The following is an 18,398-nucleotide window of genomic DNA, read 5'->3' as shown; positions in this document are numbered from 1 at the left end:
TGGCCAGTGCAGCTGCCGAAAGGAATGAAGATTATTCCAAAAGGGGAGTATCGCTGACTACTCTAAATAGAGTAGTTTGGCAATACTCCCTTTTCGCATAATGGCAATTCATGCTGCCGGTTGCGTTGAGCAACGGCCCTTTTTTGCTTGTTGACGGGTGCGGATTTTTCAGGCAACCCTTTGAACTTCCTCCTGCTGTTTCAAAATAGTAAATTGCTGAATTTTTTCTCAAAAAAACGGGGTTTATTGCTAAACTCCCCCTTATCTATTGCATTCAGGTGATTTTGTTGAAGAGATATCACAGAAAGTGGCTTAAACAGCCGGTTTCAGAGGCTGGCATAGTTTTTGCAAAGCATAGTGTCTGCGCAGGTAAGACGTAATAAGAGAAAGGAGGGATCGGGAATGTGCTTTAGACCGCCGGCTGTTGGTAAACCGGTCATCTGCCCTAAATGTCAAAAAGTTAATCCACCTAATGAAAAAGAATGCAAGCACTGCGGAGAACCCTTAAAGAAACAGCCTGACAATTAGTTCTAATCCCGTCCATAGGCAGGCAAATGTACAGGAGGTAATTATCTATGGAACATAGGCAAGACACGGTCAAAAGCTGGGCCGACCCTTCTGCATTAGGCAATATCTGTATCGGACTGCTTTTGCTTTCCCAGTGGGGTTTTTTTACGGGTATCACAGGTCCGGCCACAGGGATTGTCCTCTTACCCTGGCTTCTGACCGCTATACCTGTCATCTTTGTCATCGTGTTCATTCAGTTTCGCTTGGGCGACTTTGTCGGAGGTACGGTTAACGGACTCTTAGGAATTGTCTTGATGGGCCAGGGTGCGGTTAAAGGGATCATCGCCCTGCTGTTTATTCTGTATGGGCAAGAAATTCCCCCAACCTATGGGGCTGATGCCGGGTTGACCGACGCACTTCCCATGCTGTGTGCTTTTGTCGTTCTTTTGGTTGCCGGTTTTCTCTCCGGCATGGGGCAAAGCAAAATACAGGCCCTCTGTGTTTGGGTTGCGGCTGTGGGCTTTCTGCTGATTGCTCTGGCCAACTTAGGGGTTAACCCCATACTCGGGCTTGTGGGCGGCTGCTGTATGCTGGTTATTGGCCTCTGGCTTTTTTATGCCGGAATTGCCCTTCTTTTTAATGGGGCTGTGGGAAAAAATGTTTTACCTTTAGGCCAACCCTTCAGCAGGAAGTAAGAGGCTAAGGCTATTGACGGAGGAATCCGTTGATATAGTTGCTGTTTTTAATTGAAGATTAGGAGGTATATGAATCATGAGCACGGTAAAATTAGACACCCTCGGCGCTGTCAACGACCTTGGCAAACCGTGGCGCTATGAGGAGGACGGACTCACCGTTACCCGGACCGCCGTCTGGTCGCCGCCGGGCTGCCATCCGGTGGGCTGCGGACTCAAACTCTACACTAAGGATAACAAACTCATCCGGGTGGAGGGGGATGAAAACCACCCGGTCACCCAGGGCCGCCTCTGCGTTCGCTGTATCAGCCTGAAAGACTATGTTTATAACAAAAGCCGGATCACCTACCCCATGAAGCGGGAACGTCAATATCGGGGGCAGGCGGATAAATGGGAACGCTGTACCTGGGACGAGGCCATCGACATTATCGAGAAAAACTACCGCGAGATCACCTCTAAGTACGGACGTGAAAGCATTGTCCTCTTTACCGGCACCGGGCGGGAGGGGGGTACCCTCAATCCCTATGGCTCAATGATGCTGGGCACCCCCAATTACTGCTATACCCAATCCGGCTATGCCTGCTACATTCCGCGCCTGGCCGGAACAGCCTATACGATGGGGGTAACCTACCCGGAGATCGATTATGCCGGCGGTCTGCCCGGACGCTATGAGGATCCGGCCTATCAGGTGCCGGAGGTCTTGATGATCTGGGGCAAAGCTCCTTTGGAATCCAATGGCGACGGTTTCTTCGGACATGCGGTGCTGGACCTGATGAAGCGGGGCACCCGTTTGATCGTGGTCGATCCCCGGGTTAACTGGCTGGCCGCCAGAGCGGACATCCATCTGCGGCTCCGGGCCGGTACTGATGCCGCCCTGGGGATGGCCATGCTGAATGTGATTATCGCGGAGGATCTCTACGACCATGATTTCGTGAAGTATTGGTGTTATGGCTTTGAAGAACTGGTGGAGCGGGTAAAGACCATGCCGGTGGAAAAAGCCGCCGCGATCACGGGGATACCTGCCGACAAGATTGTGGAGGCGGCCCGGATGTATGCCGCCGGGACACCCTCGGCCCTGCAGTGGGGGCTGGCTATCGATCAGAAGGCCAATGGGATGCAGGCCGGGCATTCCCTTATCGCTTTGATGGCCATTACCGGCAATGTCGATGTTCCCGGCGGTCAGATCCTTGGCGACATCAATTTCGGGCTGAATGAAGTCGGTTTTGGCATCGAAAAGGGTGTCGGCAAAGAACTTATGGACAAGATGATCGGGTTGGATAAATACCCGGCCTATTGCAACACCATTCTGAACGCCCATGCCGATATGATGCTGGAAACATTGGAGACCGGCAAGCCTTACCCCATTAAGTTCGGATTTTATGCCGGAAACAACCTGATGTCCTGTACTTCCGCTGAACCCAAACGCTGGCATGACGCCATGGTGAAGACATTGGATTTCTGCTTTACCATCGACTGCTTCATGACCCCTTCTGCTGAGGCTACCTGTGAGATATTCCTGCCCCTTTCCGCCGCCGCTGAGGAAGACGGTGTTTCCTTTACTCATTACAGCGGTTCGCCGGTGACCACCAATTTTATGAACCAAGCCTTTACCACCGGAGAATGCCTCTCGGATATTGAAGCCTGCTACAAGGTGGGCAAACGGCTTAACCCTCATATGTTTGAGGAATACAAGGATTATCACGACTTCATCGATACATTGCGTCTGAGTGGCCGCCTGAAGTTTGAGGAAGTCAAAAAAGAGGTCACGATCCAGCGTGACGTTACCTACTACAAGTATGAAACAGGGGATCTGCGGATGGACCACACTCCCGGCTTCAATACGCCCACCGGCAAGATAGAGCTCTATTCCACTGTCTTCGAGCAGTTTGGAGAAGACCCGCTGCCCTATTATGAAGAACCCCAGTACAGTCCTGTGCAAACCCCTGAGTTACTGGAGAAATACCCCTTTGTGCTGACCACCGGAGCCCGCACCTTCGCCTTCTTCCATTCGGAAAACCGCCAGGTTCCTTATACCCGTGAATTAAACCCGGATCCACTGGTGGAAATTAACCCGAAGACTGCTAAACGTCTTGGCATTACCAATGGTCAGTGGTGTGAGGTCTGGAATCAGTTTGGCACTGCCAAGTTTAAAGCTAAGGTAGCGGAAGTCGTGGACGAAAGCACCATCCACTGCCAGCATGGCTGGTGGTTCCCGGAGGAAGAAGGGTCGGAGCCTAATCTCTACGGCACTTTCCGCTCCAATGTGAACAATCTGGTGCCTAACTTCCATTTTGGTAAATTGGGTTTCGGCGCTCCTTTCAAGTGCCTGCTCTGCAATATTAAGCCCATTGCTGAGGTCCTGGATACAGACATGAATAAGGTATGGGAAAAATTTAAAAGGGAGGATCAGTAACCATGAGCGAAACCTACGGGCTGCTTATTGACTATGAGTATTGCACCGGCTGCGAGTCCTGCGTGGTATCATGCAAGGAGGAACATAGCTATCCGGTAGGTAAATGGGGCATCCGCCTCTATGATGACGGCCCCTGGAATATGGAAGGGGATGTGTTCAATTTTAACCGGATTCCCGTCCCCACCGATCTTTGCGATCTCTGTTCGGATCGTACCGCCGCCGGCCGCAATCCGATCTGTGTTCATCATTGCCTGGCCAATGTCATGACCTACGGACCGGTAAGGGAGCTGGCTGAAAAGTTAGCCGCCAAGCCTAAGCAAGTTCTTTGGGTGCCACAGTATAAGCCTCTGGAAGCTAAGGGCAAATTTGTCTCGAAAAACGAGAAACGCCATCATGCCGCGGCGATTGATGTCAAAGCAGTCGATCATTTCCAAAATACGGTACACCGCTCCGACGAACGGGTGGAAATGGTGGAAATCAAGAAGGTCGATGAGAAATAAATGGAGATGAAGTACAGACAGCGCTCGGGAAAATGCGCCCTCGTCCGCTATCGGGGCGGACCGGTGGGGGGAGAAATAGTGGAAGACCGCTCCCAGGGAGAACCGGTGAAGATTATCATCGGTGCCGGTCAGGTGCCGCCGGGGGTGGAAGATGTCCTGAATGAGATGGAGATTGGCAGCCAGGGAGAGTATATTATTCCCTGGGCCAAGGCCTACGGTGCCCACGACCCGAAGGGCGTGAAAACCTACCCCCGCTGGTTTATCAAAGACGGGGAACGCTTGGAGGTGGGGAGCGTCATTCCCTGGGAACATCCCATTTCACGGCAGTCGGTGCCGGTCAAGTGCATCGCGGTAACTAAGGACACCGTGACCATCGATTTCAACCATCTGCTGGCGGGAAAAGATTTATGCTACTGGTTTGAACTAGTGGATCTTTTGGATTAGAATGCAAAAAACAGGCTTCCGTCGGCAGCTGCCGGCGGAAGCCCAAGGGGAGGCCATTATGTGCGGGTATGGATGCACCTTATGTAATCGTTGCGGAAAACTCACCAAAATACTGAACCTCAAGACCCGGAGATGCCCTGACTGTCGTACTGAGCCTCCGGCCGAGGCCATATTCTGCCCCGAATGCGGCCGAAAGCTCCCTCCCGTATACCCGCCGCCCCCAGGAGAAGTTTTATCAAAACCTTCACGATCAGAACCTTGATCGCCGGCATTTGTCGGCGCTTTTCTCATGGCTCGCTTTTCCCCTGGAGATAAAGGTATGTTTTTCTCATGTGCAGAATTATATGAGCTTTCATAATATGAGCGTTCATACTGGGGGAATATTTCAGACTATGACCAGGAGAAAAGTGATGCAAGGATTGTGAAAAGATGTATAATGAAAGTAAAGTTGAGGCCTGCCTTGGAAGGGGCGATTAGGGATGTTATCTATTGAAAATTATCTGAGTCCAATCATAAGGAATATCGATAGCTCGTTAAGGTTCGAGCTTGATGAAGCGGATATTGTTTATATTGACAAGGTCAGGCAATTAAAGATGGATTTGATTAACAACAGAGTTCAACTTAAAGATATTGATATAGTGCGCCTTGATATTGCTGAATCCTGGCTGAGATCGTTTCAAGAGTATCATGTTGATATGCAGGATTGCTCCAAAGCGCCGACGCTTACCCAGAAAGCATTTGCAAAGAGAATAAGTGAAAAAGAAAAGCTGTTAAAAGCTTCTGATCCCTATATTGAACAGCTTGAAAGCATCGCAGCCAACACCAATTGCTTTATAATCCTTACTGATGAACAGGGAGTGATTTTAAGAGTGGTTGAAGGTGATTTTCAAGAGGCTAAAAACACCAACACCCAATTGCAGCTTTTACCGGGAGGGGTATGGACAGAAGCAACAGTGGGGACATGCTCTCATGCACTCAGCATTCTTTTGCAGTGTCCTACTCAGGTTTGTGGCTCTGAGCACTATTGTGAAAGCTTTTCTCATTCGTCATGCTCTTCTGCTCCTATATTTAATGCCAACGGCAGCCTGGAAGGAGTTCTTTCCATCGCCAGTCCATATATACAGCGGCAAAACTCTCATTCATTAGGGTTGGTCGTTTCTACGGCCTGGGCTATACAAAGCGAAATTCAGTTATTAGGAAAAAATAAATTCTATACCATCCCAGCCCAGGAACGCTCCCCCAATCATTCCGAAGCCCAATTCAGATTTAAAGAGATCCTTGGCGAATCGGCAACCATGTTGACGACCATAGATAATGCCCGGAAATTTGCCAGGATCGAGGCCAATATTCTGATTCAGGGGGAGAGCGGTACCGGAAAAGAAGTATTTGCTCAGTCCATCCACAATGAAAGCCGGCCAAGAGGGCCCTTTGTGGCGGAGAACTGTGCGGCGATTCCCAGAACACTGATTGAAAGTGAATTGTTCGGATATGAGGGCGGCTCCTTTACCGGAGCGGAGCGTCAGGGCAGGATAGGGAAAATTGAGCAGGCCAATGGCGGCACCCTCTTTTTGGATGAAATCGGCGATATGCCTTTGGAGCTGCAGGCCGTGCTGTTAAGGGTGATCGAAGAAAAAAAGGTGAAACGGGTGGGGGGAAACCGCTCTATCCCTGTGGATTTCCGATTGATTACGGCTACCAATAAGGATCTGCTTGAGCTGACCAGGAATAATCAATTCCGTGAAGATTTATATTATCGTATCGCAACCTTTAAGATCTGCATCCCGCCTTTAAGAGAACGAGGGGGAGATATTCTCCATCTGGCGGAACATTATATTAAGCTGTATGCCCAAAAACAAAAGATGCGCGTACCGTCCTTGAGTAAAGCGGCTAAATATATGCTGCTCAAATATGGCTGGCCCGGCAATGTGAGGCAATTGCAGAATGCGGTTCTCTACGCGGTCACCATGGCGAAGAACGGGCAAATCAAGCCGGAGGATTTTCCCAGTGAGATCGTGCTTGAAAACACTCAGGTCAATCATAACAAGGCTCAATCTTTAAATCTCAACAAAGTTAAGGACTGTGCCAAAGATAAGATAACTTCTGTAAGTGAATTGGAAAAAGTAGCGATCGAAAAGGCTTTACAGCAGACGAATAAGAATATCCGCGTCGCCTCAGAGTTGCTGGGGATGAGTAAATCAACCCTTTACCGAAAAGTTAAAGAATATGATTTGTTTCTCAAAAATTAAAGCAGGTCTTTCAGTTCATCCTGATTTTACTCAAAAATGTGTCCTAAAATGAGAAAACGAACTGAAAGATACTTTTTGAAGAGGATTTTGTCTCAAAATCCTCTTTTTTGCTGTCCTCTAAACCTACGGAAAGGCCATACCCCTTGAATTTAAAGGCTCCTGAGGGGATGGCATGATTATTGCTATAAATGACAGTAAGGCAAATATATTAATTATTTTAGGAGGCATGCATGGATGAAAGGGAATGAATTGAACCGAAGAAATTTTTTAAAGGGGGCCGCCGGGGTTGTCAGCGCGGCTGCTGTGGGAGTATTGGCGGGATGCAGCAGTCAGACTGCCGCTAAAGGGACATACACCCCCGGGACCTACTCTGCCACAGCCGAAGGAATCAGTACCATAAAAGTAACCATGACCTTCGATGCCGAGAGAATAACGGATGTTCAGTTGGATGTTTCCGGTGAGACCAAGGACATCGGGCAGGCGGCTGGTGAGACCCTCAAACAAAAACTGCTGGAAGCACAGTCTGCGGAGATTGATGTGGTAAGCGGCGCATCGGTCACCAGCCAGGGGGTTATGAAAGCCGCCGCAGCCTGTATCGCCCAGGCCAAAGGAGAGAGCGTAATTCTTCCGGATAATGCGGCTTCCGCCAACACCAATTCAGATAGTCCCACCTGGCTGGGTGCCGAACCCAACATCTCCGACTCGGATTGTGTCAGTATTATTGATACTGAGGTTCTGGTGGTGGGCTGCGGTACCGGCGGCTTGTTCGCCTGCTGCTCTGCCGCTGAAAACGGAGCCAAAACTCTGGTGATCGAGAAAAACTCGGCCGGCGGTGGGGTGCGCGATGACCTGGGTGCCCTCAACAGCCGTTATCAGCAGGATTTGGGAACAAAGATCGATAAGTTTGCTTATATAACCGAGATGACGAAGACAGCCGCCGGACGTGTGGATCAGCGTCTCATCCGGACGTTCTGCGAGGAGTCGGGAGAGACCATTAACTGGTATGGGGATCGTCTTGCTGAGCGTAATGTTCAATTGTGGCATGAAGGAGGAGAGGGGCATGCTGAACGCTACCCCTATTTTGCCACCGGTCACAGCCCCCGTTGGACAGGGAGCAATGACGGGAAAGGCCAGGAGCTTAATGGCAACACCGTGCTGTGTGATTATGCCGTATCTTTAGGTGTGGAATTTAAGTATGAGACAAAAATGCAAAAACTTATTATAGACAAGGGTAGAGTGGTGGGGGTATATGCCACGGATGCCAAAGATCAGCCCATCCGTATTAATGCCGGCAAGGGAGTGATTGTGTGTACAGGGGGGTATGGCCGGAATTACGAGATGCTGGAGGCCCTTCAACCGGAGAATTTGGCACTTTTAGGGCGCAATGAAGCCATTCCCGGTACCACCGGTGATGGTATCCGCGCCTGCCTCTGGGCCGGCGCCAAGTTCGATGATACCCATAGCATGATGGCCTTTGACCGCTGCGCCCTGAAGCCCGATGTTGTGCCGGGGCTGGAGCAGGCCAAATCCGGAGAATCAGGATTCTTTTGGATGGGCAGCCAGCCTTGGCTGAAAGTGAATGCCCATGGCGAGCGTTTCTTCAACGAGTCCGGGACCTATGATGGGATTCTCCACGCCGATGAGTTCCAGAAAGATCGTTCCCATTATACGATTTTCGATTCAGACTGGACGGCCCACATTCAGAGCTTCGCTACCCATGGCTGCAGCCGTATGTTTCCTTTTGAAAACGGCGCCGACCCTAATATTCCTTTTCAGGCTATGGAACATGAAATGCTGCCCGGCCTGGTGGAACAGGGTTTTGTCATCAAGGCTGATACCCTGGAAGAATTGGCCAAGGGTTTGCATCTGCCTGCCGATAAGCTGGTGAAGACTGTTGAGCGCTATAACCAGCTGTATGAGCTTGGTGAGGATCAGGATTTCGGCAAAGAGGCCAGCCGCCTCAGCCCTGTCCGCAAGGCTCCCTTTTATGGAGCTAAGAACTGTGGATTTATCCTTTGCACGATGGATGGCATTCAAATCAACACGAACATGAATGCCGTCGGCAAGGATGGCAACCCCATCGAAGGTTTGTATGTGGTGGGGAATGATTCCGGGGCTTATTTCGCTTATTCCTATCCTAATCTCTCCACCGGTGCTGCTTGTGGCCGCACAGTCACCTTCGGACGCCGGGCGGGCAGAATTGCCGCCGGAAAATAGCTTTATCTTAAATCAAGCTTGTATAAATCAAGCTTGAGGGACTTTGCGATATTCAAAATGCTCCGCCCAAGGTTAACGGAATCGTTAATCAGAAGCGGAGCATTCATGGTATTGGTGGGGGGAATAATCAGAATATAGATCCTTTGAAAAATAGTGGCGGCACCAACACTGGAATGACTTCTCGTCCCTGGAGGGATGGGAAGTTTTTGTTTTGGCTGGATATTAAGCATTATGGCGGGGTTAAGTTATAAATCCGGAAACTATCTGGCAAAATATAACATATAAGTGACCATACGAAATGAATGAGGTGCAAGACAATGTCCATAGTACCTGCTCTATCGATTGCTTTGCAGGCCGGGGTTCCCATACTTACCTGGGGTCCCCCCGGTGTGGGAAAAACAGCGACCATAACTTCTCTTGCGGAGGTTCTTGATCTGCCGCTGGAGGTGGTTATCGCTTCCATTCGTGAACCTGCGGATTTTTCCGGCCTGCCTGTAGTAGGTGAAGCAGGCGTACACCTGGAGCCGCCGGCCTGGGCCCATCGCCTGGTACGTGCCGGGAAAGGGGTGCTTTTTCTCGACGAACTATCCACAGCGCCGCCGGCTGTTCAGTCTGCCTTATTAAGGGTTGTTTTGGAAAGGGCGGTGGGCGATTTGACTTTGCCCGGCAGTGTTTCCGTGGTTGCCTCGGCCAATCCGCCGGAACAGGCGGTGGGCGGATGGGATCTGTCTCCCCCGTTGGCCAACCGGTTCTGCCATCTTTATTGGTCATTGGACACCCAGGGGTGGATTGATGGCATGATTTACGGATGGTCTATAAGCCATTTAGCCCGGCTCCCCCAAGGCTGGGAAGATGCCGTGCCGGCTAAACAAGGGCTGCTTGCCTCCTTTATCCGGCACAGACCTCATTTGCTGCTACAGGTGCCCAATGATGAAAGGCAAGCCGGCCGGGCCTGGCCGTCGCCAAGATCATGGGTTATGGCTGCCCGGTTACTGGCGGCAGCAGATTCCGTGACGGCAGAGGATGACGTGGCGGCCGCCCTTTTGGCGGGCTGCATCGGGGAGGGTGCCTGTCTGGAATTCCTTGCCTGGCGCAAAGATTTGGATCTGCCGGATCCGGAAGAAATACTGGCCGACCCAACCCGGCTTAAGCTGCCGGACCGGGGAGATCAGTCCTTTGCCATCTTGACCGCGGTCATAACGGCAGCTACGGGAAGGCTGACGAAAGAACGCTGGGCCGCCGCCTGGCTCGTACTTGCTCTGGCTGCGGAGCAGGGGAAAAAAGATGTGGCAGCGGTGGCCGCTAAAAAATTAGCTGCTGCCCGCAGGCCCGAATTTCCTCTGCCCCAAAAAGAGCTTCGTGAATTTGTGCCGCTGCTGCAGCAAGGGGGCCTGATGTGAATCCTCCACCTCCAGCCACCCCTTATAAAAACCTTCCCTGGGCGGAGAATGCCTCGAAAATTTATAAATATGGCCGGGTCATCGTGGGCATGGGGGCCGGCCATGAGCCCAGACTGGATTTCTATAACAGCACAAGTTCGAATCTGCCGGCCTATCTTATCTATGTGGTTTTAAAAATCACTCTGGGTAAAGATTGGGTTGAACAGCTGGAAAAAATTCATCGCCAACGTTCCGGTTTATGGAAGACAGAAGTCTGCCTTAATCAAGAGGGAGGGGAAGAGTATCGCCTTTATACCATTAAGCAGGATAAGCCTGTCTGCTCATCACGGATCAGCATTGACAACAGCCGGATTCATTCCTTTTCCATTGGCGCAGAGGATGCTGCCCCCCTTCTGAAAAAGGTTATCGAGAACTATCCGCCGGTTTTTCTGCCGAAATTCAAAAACTATCGCTACACTTACTTTTTTCCGGGGTACCTGCCTTTTTATGGCTTAGACAGAGCTTCAACCAATCTGGAGGAAACGATGAGCAGGCAGAGGGAAGAAACCCGGAAAATCACGGCGGATGAAAACAGCTTGCAAACAGGTGCCAGTCGGGCCGGTGATTCCTCCGGACTCCTGGAAACCATTGAAGCCTTAAAATGTCTGGAGGTGTTCATGGCGTGACTTTTCCGCAGGAATTGCAGGCAGCCCGCCTCCGCCTGATCAAAGAGCGTCCCTATCTGGCTTCGGCGGCATGGGCTCTCCAGCCGGTAGCGAAGCCGGGCTTGGGGACGCTGGCCGTGGATATGTATTGGCGGCTCTATTATGATCCTGGAGTTTTATCTCAGTGGCTCCCGGAAATTATGGGGGGAGTTCTTTACCATGAGATCTGTCATCTCCTTCGGGATCATCCGGAGCGAATGAAATCGTTTAATCCCCAATTAAGCAATCTGGCTGCTGATGCGGAAATCAACGATGACCTGATCCGTGAAGGGGTCAAATTTCCGGTGCAGCCGGTTACCCCTCAATCCATCGGTCTGCCGGATAACCTGCTTGCCGAGGAGTACTATACGGCATTGGCAGACCGGGAAAAGCAGTCTGCAGACGGCTCCCCCAAGAATGAACAAACGGATGCACCCAATTCCCATAATGAGAATGGCAAGGATACTCAGGCTGCGGATAGAACCCATGAAGATGAGGACTCACCCAGGCCTGGTTCAGGCCGCTGCGGTTCCTGTGCAACAGGTCAAAGGGCTCCTTGGGAGGAGGAGCCTCCCGGCAAAGGCTCAACATCAGGGATCAGCCCGGTGGAGGGAGAGCTGATCCGGCGGGATGTGGCCCATCAAATCGAAGAGCATGTCAGAGGGCAGGGAAAGGTTCCCGGACATTTAGCACGGTGGGCTGAGGAAAAACTCCGCCCCAAAATCGACTGGAAAAAGCAGCTTGCCTCGGCAATCCGCTCCACTGTAGCGGATACGGCAGGAGCCACGGATTATTCTTACAGCCGTCCCTCCCGGCGCCAGGGAAAGGTTGGCAAGGGAGAGGTTATTTTGCCCTCCCTGCGGCGGCCTGTGCCGGCGGTTGCCATCATAGCGGATACCAGCGCCAGTATATCCGATCCCATGCTGGCCCGGACCCTTGCCGAGATTTCCGGTATTCTTAAAGCCTTAGGCCGGCAAGAAGGAGTTCGGGTCCTGGCCGTGGATCATACGGTTCAATCCTGCCGCAGGGTGTTTCGTCCGGAGCAAATCCGGCTTACCGGCGGTGGCGGAACAGATATGAGAGCCGGCCTGGAAGGTGTATCGAGGCTGAGGCCGCTGCCCCAGGTGGGAATCGTGTTGACCGACGGTTATACAGCATGGCCGGCGCAGCCGCCGAAGGGAATGAAGGTCATCGTCGTGTTGTCAGGAGACGGAACAGCTCCGGATTGGGCCAAAGTGATTCAAATGAGTATATAGACACCTAAAGGAAAAGGGCCTGATGCAAAACGTTGCTCATAACGTAGTGCGTCAGGCCCTGTCGGCATCTGCCGGTCCCCTGCTCAAGAGGGGTTGTCAGATTCGAATCCGGTTTCGAATTTGGGGTTGACCCGGGCGAAGTTTCATTATGAAAAACCTTTGCTATATTGAGACATAATCAGGCCAGGCGCTCCTGGGGCAAAAGGCTGGAAAAGCCTGATAGACAAGGGATTGTGAACTTGACCGCGTTTGGCATGTTTCTTGCATATGTTTCTGGTGTGAAAGGGCCGGTAAGACAAAAAGCATTAAGTATCCTTTAATAAGCTGATAATTAAGGAGTTAGCCGGTAAGACGAAAATCAGGAGGAATCTAAGATGGGATCAGAACTTAAATCTGTCACGGTAAAAATGCCTGCAGCCATGGTGGATCAAATCAAATGGATTGCCGAGAAAAGGGGAGAAACCGTATCCGATACGGTTCGGAGTTTAATCAACAAAGCCTTGGCAGAGCGGGTCTATGAAAAGAATACCGAGCTCTTAACCAAAGTCGTTCGTCAGCAGGTCGAAGCCGCCATCAAATCCTATGTTATTTTCCCATCCTTGGATAATACGGAACGAACCGTAAGATTGGTTGATCAGGTTTTTGACCGCAGGGTCAGCTTGAGCCGGGAGAATCGTGACAACAATTTACTGAGTTAGTGGACAAACTCCTGGGCAGGATTCCCCGGAGCCGGTGTACAGTTTTGATGCGCTGTATCCCACTGTGATGCACTGAAATGAGACAAAGAAAGAAGGCAGGAAAATCATGAGTTACTTAAAGATCACTCACGAGTTATACAAAGAGGCGGCATTGACACCCCAGGCCTCCCTATGCTGCATCTCACAACCCAGCCGTTATCTTCCCGGGCTGACTGTGCCGACGGCCATGAGTGAGATGAATTATGGCTGCGGCACCACGGTTCACTTGGGGGAGCTTAAGCCTCATGACACCATTCTCTACGTCGGTGTGGGCGGTGGTCTGGAAGCTCTGGAATTTGCTTACTTTACCCGCCGGGCCGCCTCGGTCATTGCTGTGGACCGGGTGCCGGAAATGTTGGCCAAAGCCCGTTCTAACTTTAAGCTTGCCGAGGAAGCCAACAGCTGGTTTCAATCCGCTTTTATTGACTTGCGGGAAGGGGATGCCCTTGATCTGCCTGTGGCGGATGAAAGTGTGGATGTGGCTGCCCAAAACTGCCTCTTTAATATTTTTGAAGGAGAAGACTTGAACCGGGCTCTTCTGGAAATGCACAGGGTTTTAAAGCCGGGGGGGCGGCTTTATATATCCGACCCGATTGCCTCCCAGCCCATACCGGAGCACTTGCGGCAGAATGAACGCCTCAGGGCCATGTGCTTGTCCGGAGCCTTGAGCTATGAGGACTATCTGCAGCAAATCAGCGGGGCAGGATTTGGCACTATTGAAATCAGAGCCCGCAGGCCTTACCGGCTTTTAGATAAAGAGCGCTATTCCTTAACCGAAAATATCCTGCTGGAATCCCTGGAATTGGTTGCCTATAAACAACCGGTGCCTGAGGGAGGAGCCCGTATTTTTGCCGGGGAAACAATCATCTATTTCGGCAAAGAGCGGCTATGGGATGATGAAGGCAGCATTGTACCGAGGGATATTCCCCACCCCGTGTGTCAGAAAACAGCCGCTTACTTTCGGCGGTTAGAGCGGACGGATGTGGTGGTGACCGCTCCTACTTATCATTATGGCGGTTCGGGAGGTGGTTGCTGCTGCTGATAGAACATGGATGCCGCTTGGTTAATGGTCTATGGTCATTTGTCTATAACCATAAATAAGAACGAGGGAGTTTTGCCAATGAAATATCAACGTGATTTTCTCGGTGAACTATTGGGTACCTTTCTATTGGTCCTGTTCGGGTGTGGTTCGGTAGCCGTATCGGTCTTATTTAATTCTCATACCGGTTTATTGCAAATCGGGATCATCTGGGGGATCGGCGTCAGCTTAGCTATTTATGCCACCCGTCATTTATCCTGCGCACACCTCAACCCAGCAGTCACCCTGGCCATGGTGGCCACGAAAAGAATGACGGTCAAGAAACTGCCTGTCTATCTGATGGGTCAATTTTTAGGCGCTTTTTGCGCCGGGCTGCTTATCTATGTCCTTTTTAATCCTTCCATCGTTGCTTTGGAAAGCGCCCAGCAAATTGTCCGCGGTACACCTGAGTCCATGTCGATAGCCAAAATGTTCGGAGAATATTATCAACTGCCCGGGAGCACCACGGTTGTCTCTATGCCCTTGGCCATCGGTGCTGAAATTGTCGGTACATTCTTACTGGTCTTGATGATTTTTTCCCTGACGGAAGGATGCAACCTGGGGAGACCGGACAACAACTTAGCTCCGCTGTTTATCGGTTTGACGGTAACCTCAGTTCTTTGCCTGATCGCTCCTTTGACTCAGGCCGGCTTGAACCCGGCCCGGGATCTCGGGCCCCGTCTTGTGGCGTGGATTTTCGGCTGGGGTGCGGCTGCTTTTCCCGATCAATCCGGCGGTTTTTTCTTTGTCTATATTCTGGCACCTGTGCTTGGCGGGCTGGCAGCCGGACTCCTCTTTACGTGGGTGTTGGAACCTTTGATGAGAAAGACCGAAAGCCAATGCTGTGAAGAAGAATTAGGGGAGAGGGTAAGCCCCAGCCTCAATTAGTTCAATTGGATAAGGAGTCAGTAACTTAACTGGATAACAAATCGGCATTATCAAAATTATCTTGAATCGTGAAAAGAATGACAAGCATAAGATGACAAGTATAAACGGAAAGAAGGATGGGTATGAAAACCAAGCTTATTTTAGTCGGCGGATTTTTAGGTGCGGGAAAAACAACACTGCTCGGCGAGGCAGCCCGCCAGCTCAGTCAAACGGGCAGAAAGGTCGGGCTTATTACCAATGATCAGGCTTCCGAACTGGTGGATACCGTTTATCTGGAGCAAACTGGCACTGAAGTGTCCGAGGTGAGCGGCAGCTGCTTCTGCTGCAACTTTCCGGGTTTTATGGAAGCGATTGACCATGTCAATGCCCATAAACCTGCCGACATTATTATTGCCGAGCCGGTAGGCAGCTGCACGGATCTTTCGGCAACCATTCTGCAGCCGTTAAAAGAAAAATTTGCGGATAAACTCAGTGTTGCCCCTCTTTCTGTACTGGTGGACCCCCGGCAGCTGACGGATATTTTGGACGGCAGGACGGCAGGACTTCATCCCAGTGCCGCTTATATTCTGCGCAAACAACTTGAGGAAGCGGATTTGATTGTTATCAACAAGACGGACTTGTTAACCCCACTGGCGGTGGAGATCCTGAAGAAGCGCACGGCAGAGGAGTGGCCGCTGGCTTCTGTATACGCCATCAGCGCCAAAACCGGAGAGGGCTTGGCAGCCTGGCTCCATGAGGCCCAGCAGCGCAGCGGGGCCGGGACCCATCTGGCGGAAGTGGATTACGATACTTACGCAGAAGGAGAAGCGGTTTTGGGTTGGTTGAATGCCACCATTGAGCTGCAAAGCCAAGGGGCAGATTGGGATACTTTGGGCAGGAACCTGCTGAATTCCCTGCGCAGCCGTTTTGGCAGCCTCAATGCGGCCATCGGCCATGTGAAATTGCTGATTGCCACGGACAAAGGCTATGTCATCGGCAATATCACCGGCGCGAAAGATTCCCTGGATATCCGTGAATCCGCCGGCACCGGCCGGAAGGCTCAACTGACCTTGAACGCCCGGGTCCAGATGGAGCCGGATCTGCTGGAGGAGATTGTGAAAGAAGAGATTGCTAAGGCCCAGGCAGATAAGATCACCGCCACTATCGCTGTTCTAAAATGCCTGAAACCGGGACGCCCTAATCCCACCTACAGATATGGGACAATCGTAGGATAATAAAGCAAGGCATGCTTTGTATAATTGCCGGGAGGTGAACGGGTTGTATAAGTATTTGGTAAGTCTCCGCAAGCAAAAAAATGCCAAAGGGATGTTCTGTCAAAGAAATTCCCATTTTCGTGAAGCAAACAAGCCTGGTTCCAGGCAGAATTCAGGTGTGAAAAATTTTGAGCCGCTGCAGAAAGCTCTTCGGGTTATTAATTAATGTAAATAACTTGTTAATATAGATAACTTGGCGGAAATTTAGGTTGAAGCAAAAGGAGCGTCACTGCAAATTTTAATTGGGAAGGAGCTGATCAAATCCAGTGGCTATAACAGAGAGTGATGGAAACTATCTTTTGCAAAAAGCAAAGCAGGCAGAGGTAAAACGTACGGCAAGTTTGCCGCAGATTCTCCAGATGCTCGCCCCGGCCGGGGCGCTTCTGGCGGCCTTGATCCTGCACCTGACCCTGCCCAATGCCTATCCCAAGGGCTACCAATCCGTGACCTATCCCGCCTTCTTAAAAATCTGCCTGGGAATATATATGATTTTTGGTCTGGCTGCCTTTTTGCTGCCGAAGCTGCGGGCCAAAATGCTTTATTTGTCCTGGCTCCTGACGGCGGCCGTCTTGCTGGTGGCGGCGCTGGATATGGCCACCCTGAAAACGGGGCATTTCCGCCTGCCTTTTGTCCCCAGCCCCGACAAGATTCTGAGCTCTGTGACGTCCAACCTGGAGACCTTGGCGGTGAGTCTTTACTTTTCCATGAAACTCTTGTTTACGGGAATTGTGATCGGCATCATCAGCGGCATGATTTCAGGGATCCTGCTGGGCTGGAGCCAGATCTGCAATTATTGGTTCATGCCGGTTTTGAAAATGATCGGGCCGGTTCCTTCGGCGGCCTGGCTGCCCATCGTCATGGTGCTCTTTGCCACCAGCCGCCAGGCCAGCGTTTTCCTGATCGTTTTAAGCATTTGGTTTCCTTTGACCCTGATGGTCAGTTCGGCCATCCGCGATACGGATAAACGGCTCGTCGAGACGGCCCGGGTTTTGGGTGCCGGTGAAGTTTACATCATGCTCCATGTGGCGCTCCCCGCCGCCTTGCCGGCCATGTTCACCGGCTTGTTCATGGGTTTAAGCTCTTCCTTCGGAGCCTTGATTATTGCGGAGATGCTGGGGGTGGAAGCAGGACTGGGCTGGTATATCAAATGGGCCGAGGCCTGGGGTGAATACGCTAAAATATTCAGCACGGTGGGCATCTTCATTATAATTTTCTTTATCCTGATGGATACCCTCTTTAGACTGCGCAACCGCCTGCTGAAATGGCAGAAAGGGACTGTGAGATGGTAGGGAAACGCCATTTGCTGGCTGACAATATTACGCGCATTTATCATGACACAGACAACAAGGAGGTTCATGCTCTGGCTCAGTTCAATCTGGAAATTACCCGGGGGGAGATCGTGGCTCTGGTGGGACCCAGCGGCTGCGGCAAGTCCACCTTCCTGCGCCTGGTGGCAGGATTGGATCAACCCCAGGGCGGGACATTGAGCTATAACGGGGAGATGATTGCCGGACCTCATTATGACCGGGGGTTCGTGTTTCAGGACACCAACCTCTTTCCCTGGTTATCGGTTTACGACAATATCGCTTTCGGTCTCAAGGCCCGCAGGGTTTTTAAGCAGGAGCAGGCCAAAGTACAGGAATATATCGAACTGGTGGGCTTGCAGGGCTTTGAGAAGGCTTATCCCCATCAGATCTCCGGGGGCATGGCCAGCCGCACTTCTCTGGCCCGCACATTTATTCAGGACCCGGGGTTGATTCTGCTGGATGAACCTTTGAGCGCTCTTGATGCCTTCACCCGCATGGCCATTCAAGATGAAATCATCAAAATATGGCAACGGGATCAACCCATTATCATTCTGGTAACTCATGATATTGAGGAGGCGGTGTACTTAAGCGACCGTGTGGTTATTCTGTCCTCCCGGCCCGGTAAGGCAATTGGGGAAGTGACTATCGGCCTCCAACATCCCCGGGACAGAACCTCTTCTGAGTTTGTCCGCTTGCGCAGGGAGATCATGGCTATTCTGGAATGCTGCAATATAAATCAAACCATAAAAAACAAGAAAAAATTGGAGGAGAGTTAAA

At 51.2% G+C, this 18,398-nt stretch carries 16 protein-coding genes; all 16 read left to right on the top strand.

The features are described 5' to 3' along the window. The first annotated feature begins 575 nt into the window (after positions 1 to 575). Positions 576 to 1,202, top strand: coding sequence for a hypothetical protein (locus DESLBE_RS07510; RefSeq protein WP_144676086.1), 627 nt, complete (start codon positions 576 to 578; stop codon positions 1,200 to 1,202). Between the two features lie 76 nt (positions 1,203 to 1,278). Then, positions 1,279 to 3,612: a molybdopterin-dependent oxidoreductase gene (locus DESLBE_RS07505; RefSeq protein WP_144676084.1), complete on the top strand. Its 2,334-nt coding sequence runs from the start codon at positions 1,279 to 1,281 to the stop codon at positions 3,610 to 3,612. A 2-nt stretch (positions 3,613 to 3,614) separates the two neighbouring features. After that, entirely contained in the window at positions 3,615 to 4,112 is a 498-nt protein-coding gene (locus DESLBE_RS07500) for an oxidoreductase (RefSeq protein WP_144676082.1), read from the top strand. Continuing rightward, positions 4,113 to 4,556, top strand: coding sequence for an FKBP-type peptidyl-prolyl cis-trans isomerase (locus DESLBE_RS07495; RefSeq protein ID WP_144676080.1), 444 nt, complete (start codon positions 4,113 to 4,115; stop codon positions 4,554 to 4,556). A gap of 479 nt (positions 4,557 to 5,035) precedes the next feature. Then, on the top strand, positions 5,036 to 6,802 hold the full coding sequence (locus DESLBE_RS07490) for a sigma-54-dependent Fis family transcriptional regulator (protein ID WP_144676078.1): 1,767 nt from the start codon (positions 5,036 to 5,038) through the stop codon (positions 6,800 to 6,802). Between the two features lie 234 nt (positions 6,803 to 7,036). Continuing rightward, positions 7,037 to 9,019 carry an FAD-dependent oxidoreductase gene (locus tag DESLBE_RS07485; protein WP_144676076.1) on the top strand — a complete coding sequence of 661 codons (1,983 nt, stop codon included), beginning with the start codon at positions 7,037 to 7,039 and terminating at the stop codon, positions 9,017 to 9,019. A 317-nt stretch (positions 9,020 to 9,336) separates the two neighbouring features. Further along, positions 9,337 to 10,419, top strand: coding sequence for a MoxR family ATPase (locus DESLBE_RS07480; protein WP_144676074.1), 1,083 nt, complete (start codon positions 9,337 to 9,339; stop codon positions 10,417 to 10,419). Further along, positions 10,416 to 11,084 carry a hypothetical protein gene (locus tag DESLBE_RS07475; protein ID WP_144676072.1) on the top strand — a complete coding sequence of 223 codons (669 nt, stop codon included), beginning with the start codon at positions 10,416 to 10,418 and terminating at the stop codon, positions 11,082 to 11,084. The genes DESLBE_RS07480 and DESLBE_RS07475 overlap by 4 nt, the downstream gene beginning before the upstream one ends. Further along, the gene (locus tag DESLBE_RS07470; RefSeq protein ID WP_144676070.1) at positions 11,060 to 12,358 is read left to right on the top strand and encodes a VWA-like domain-containing protein; all 1,299 of its coding nucleotides are present in this window, start codon (positions 11,060 to 11,062) and stop codon (positions 12,356 to 12,358) included. The genes DESLBE_RS07475 and DESLBE_RS07470 overlap by 25 nt, the downstream gene beginning before the upstream one ends. A 374-nt stretch (positions 12,359 to 12,732) precedes the next feature. After that, positions 12,733 to 13,056 (top strand): hypothetical protein, encoded by a 324-nt coding sequence (locus DESLBE_RS07465; RefSeq protein ID WP_144676068.1) that lies wholly within the window; start codon positions 12,733 to 12,735, stop codon positions 13,054 to 13,056. 106 nt (positions 13,057 to 13,162) lie between these two features. Next, the gene (arsM, locus tag DESLBE_RS07460) at positions 13,163 to 14,137 is read left to right on the top strand and encodes an arsenosugar biosynthesis arsenite methyltransferase ArsM (RefSeq protein ID WP_144676066.1); all 975 of its coding nucleotides are present in this window, start codon (positions 13,163 to 13,165) and stop codon (positions 14,135 to 14,137) included. A 78-nt stretch (positions 14,138 to 14,215) separates the two neighbouring features. Further along, complete coding sequence (locus DESLBE_RS07455) at positions 14,216 to 15,061, top strand: MIP/aquaporin family protein (protein WP_144676064.1); 846 nt, start codon at positions 14,216 to 14,218, stop codon at positions 15,059 to 15,061. 122 nt (positions 15,062 to 15,183) lie between these two features. After that, on the top strand, positions 15,184 to 16,275 hold the full coding sequence (locus DESLBE_RS07450) for a GTP-binding protein (RefSeq protein ID WP_144676062.1): 1,092 nt from the start codon (positions 15,184 to 15,186) through the stop codon (positions 16,273 to 16,275). A gap of 43 nt (positions 16,276 to 16,318) precedes the next feature. Next, positions 16,319 to 16,480, top strand: a complete 162-nt coding sequence (locus tag DESLBE_RS26520; RefSeq protein WP_015943745.1) for a hypothetical protein — start codon at positions 16,319 to 16,321, stop codon at positions 16,478 to 16,480. A gap of 100 nt (positions 16,481 to 16,580) precedes the next feature. Beyond that, the gene (locus DESLBE_RS07445) at positions 16,581 to 17,603 is read left to right on the top strand and encodes an ABC transporter permease subunit (RefSeq protein WP_144676060.1); all 1,023 of its coding nucleotides are present in this window, start codon (positions 16,581 to 16,583) and stop codon (positions 17,601 to 17,603) included. Next, positions 17,597 to 18,397: an ABC transporter ATP-binding protein gene (locus DESLBE_RS07440; RefSeq protein ID WP_144676058.1), complete on the top strand. Its 801-nt coding sequence runs from the start codon at positions 17,597 to 17,599 to the stop codon at positions 18,395 to 18,397. The genes DESLBE_RS07445 and DESLBE_RS07440 overlap by 7 nt, the downstream gene beginning before the upstream one ends. Position 18,398: the final 1 nt, after the last annotated feature.

Source organism: Desulfitobacterium sp. LBE (genome assembly GCF_007830365.1).
Taxonomy (GTDB): Bacteria; Bacillota; Desulfitobacteriia; order Desulfitobacteriales; family Desulfitobacteriaceae; genus Desulfitobacterium; species Desulfitobacterium hafniense.
Note: the sequence above shows the minus strand (reverse complement) of the source record. Positions and strands in the feature narration are given on the sequence as shown.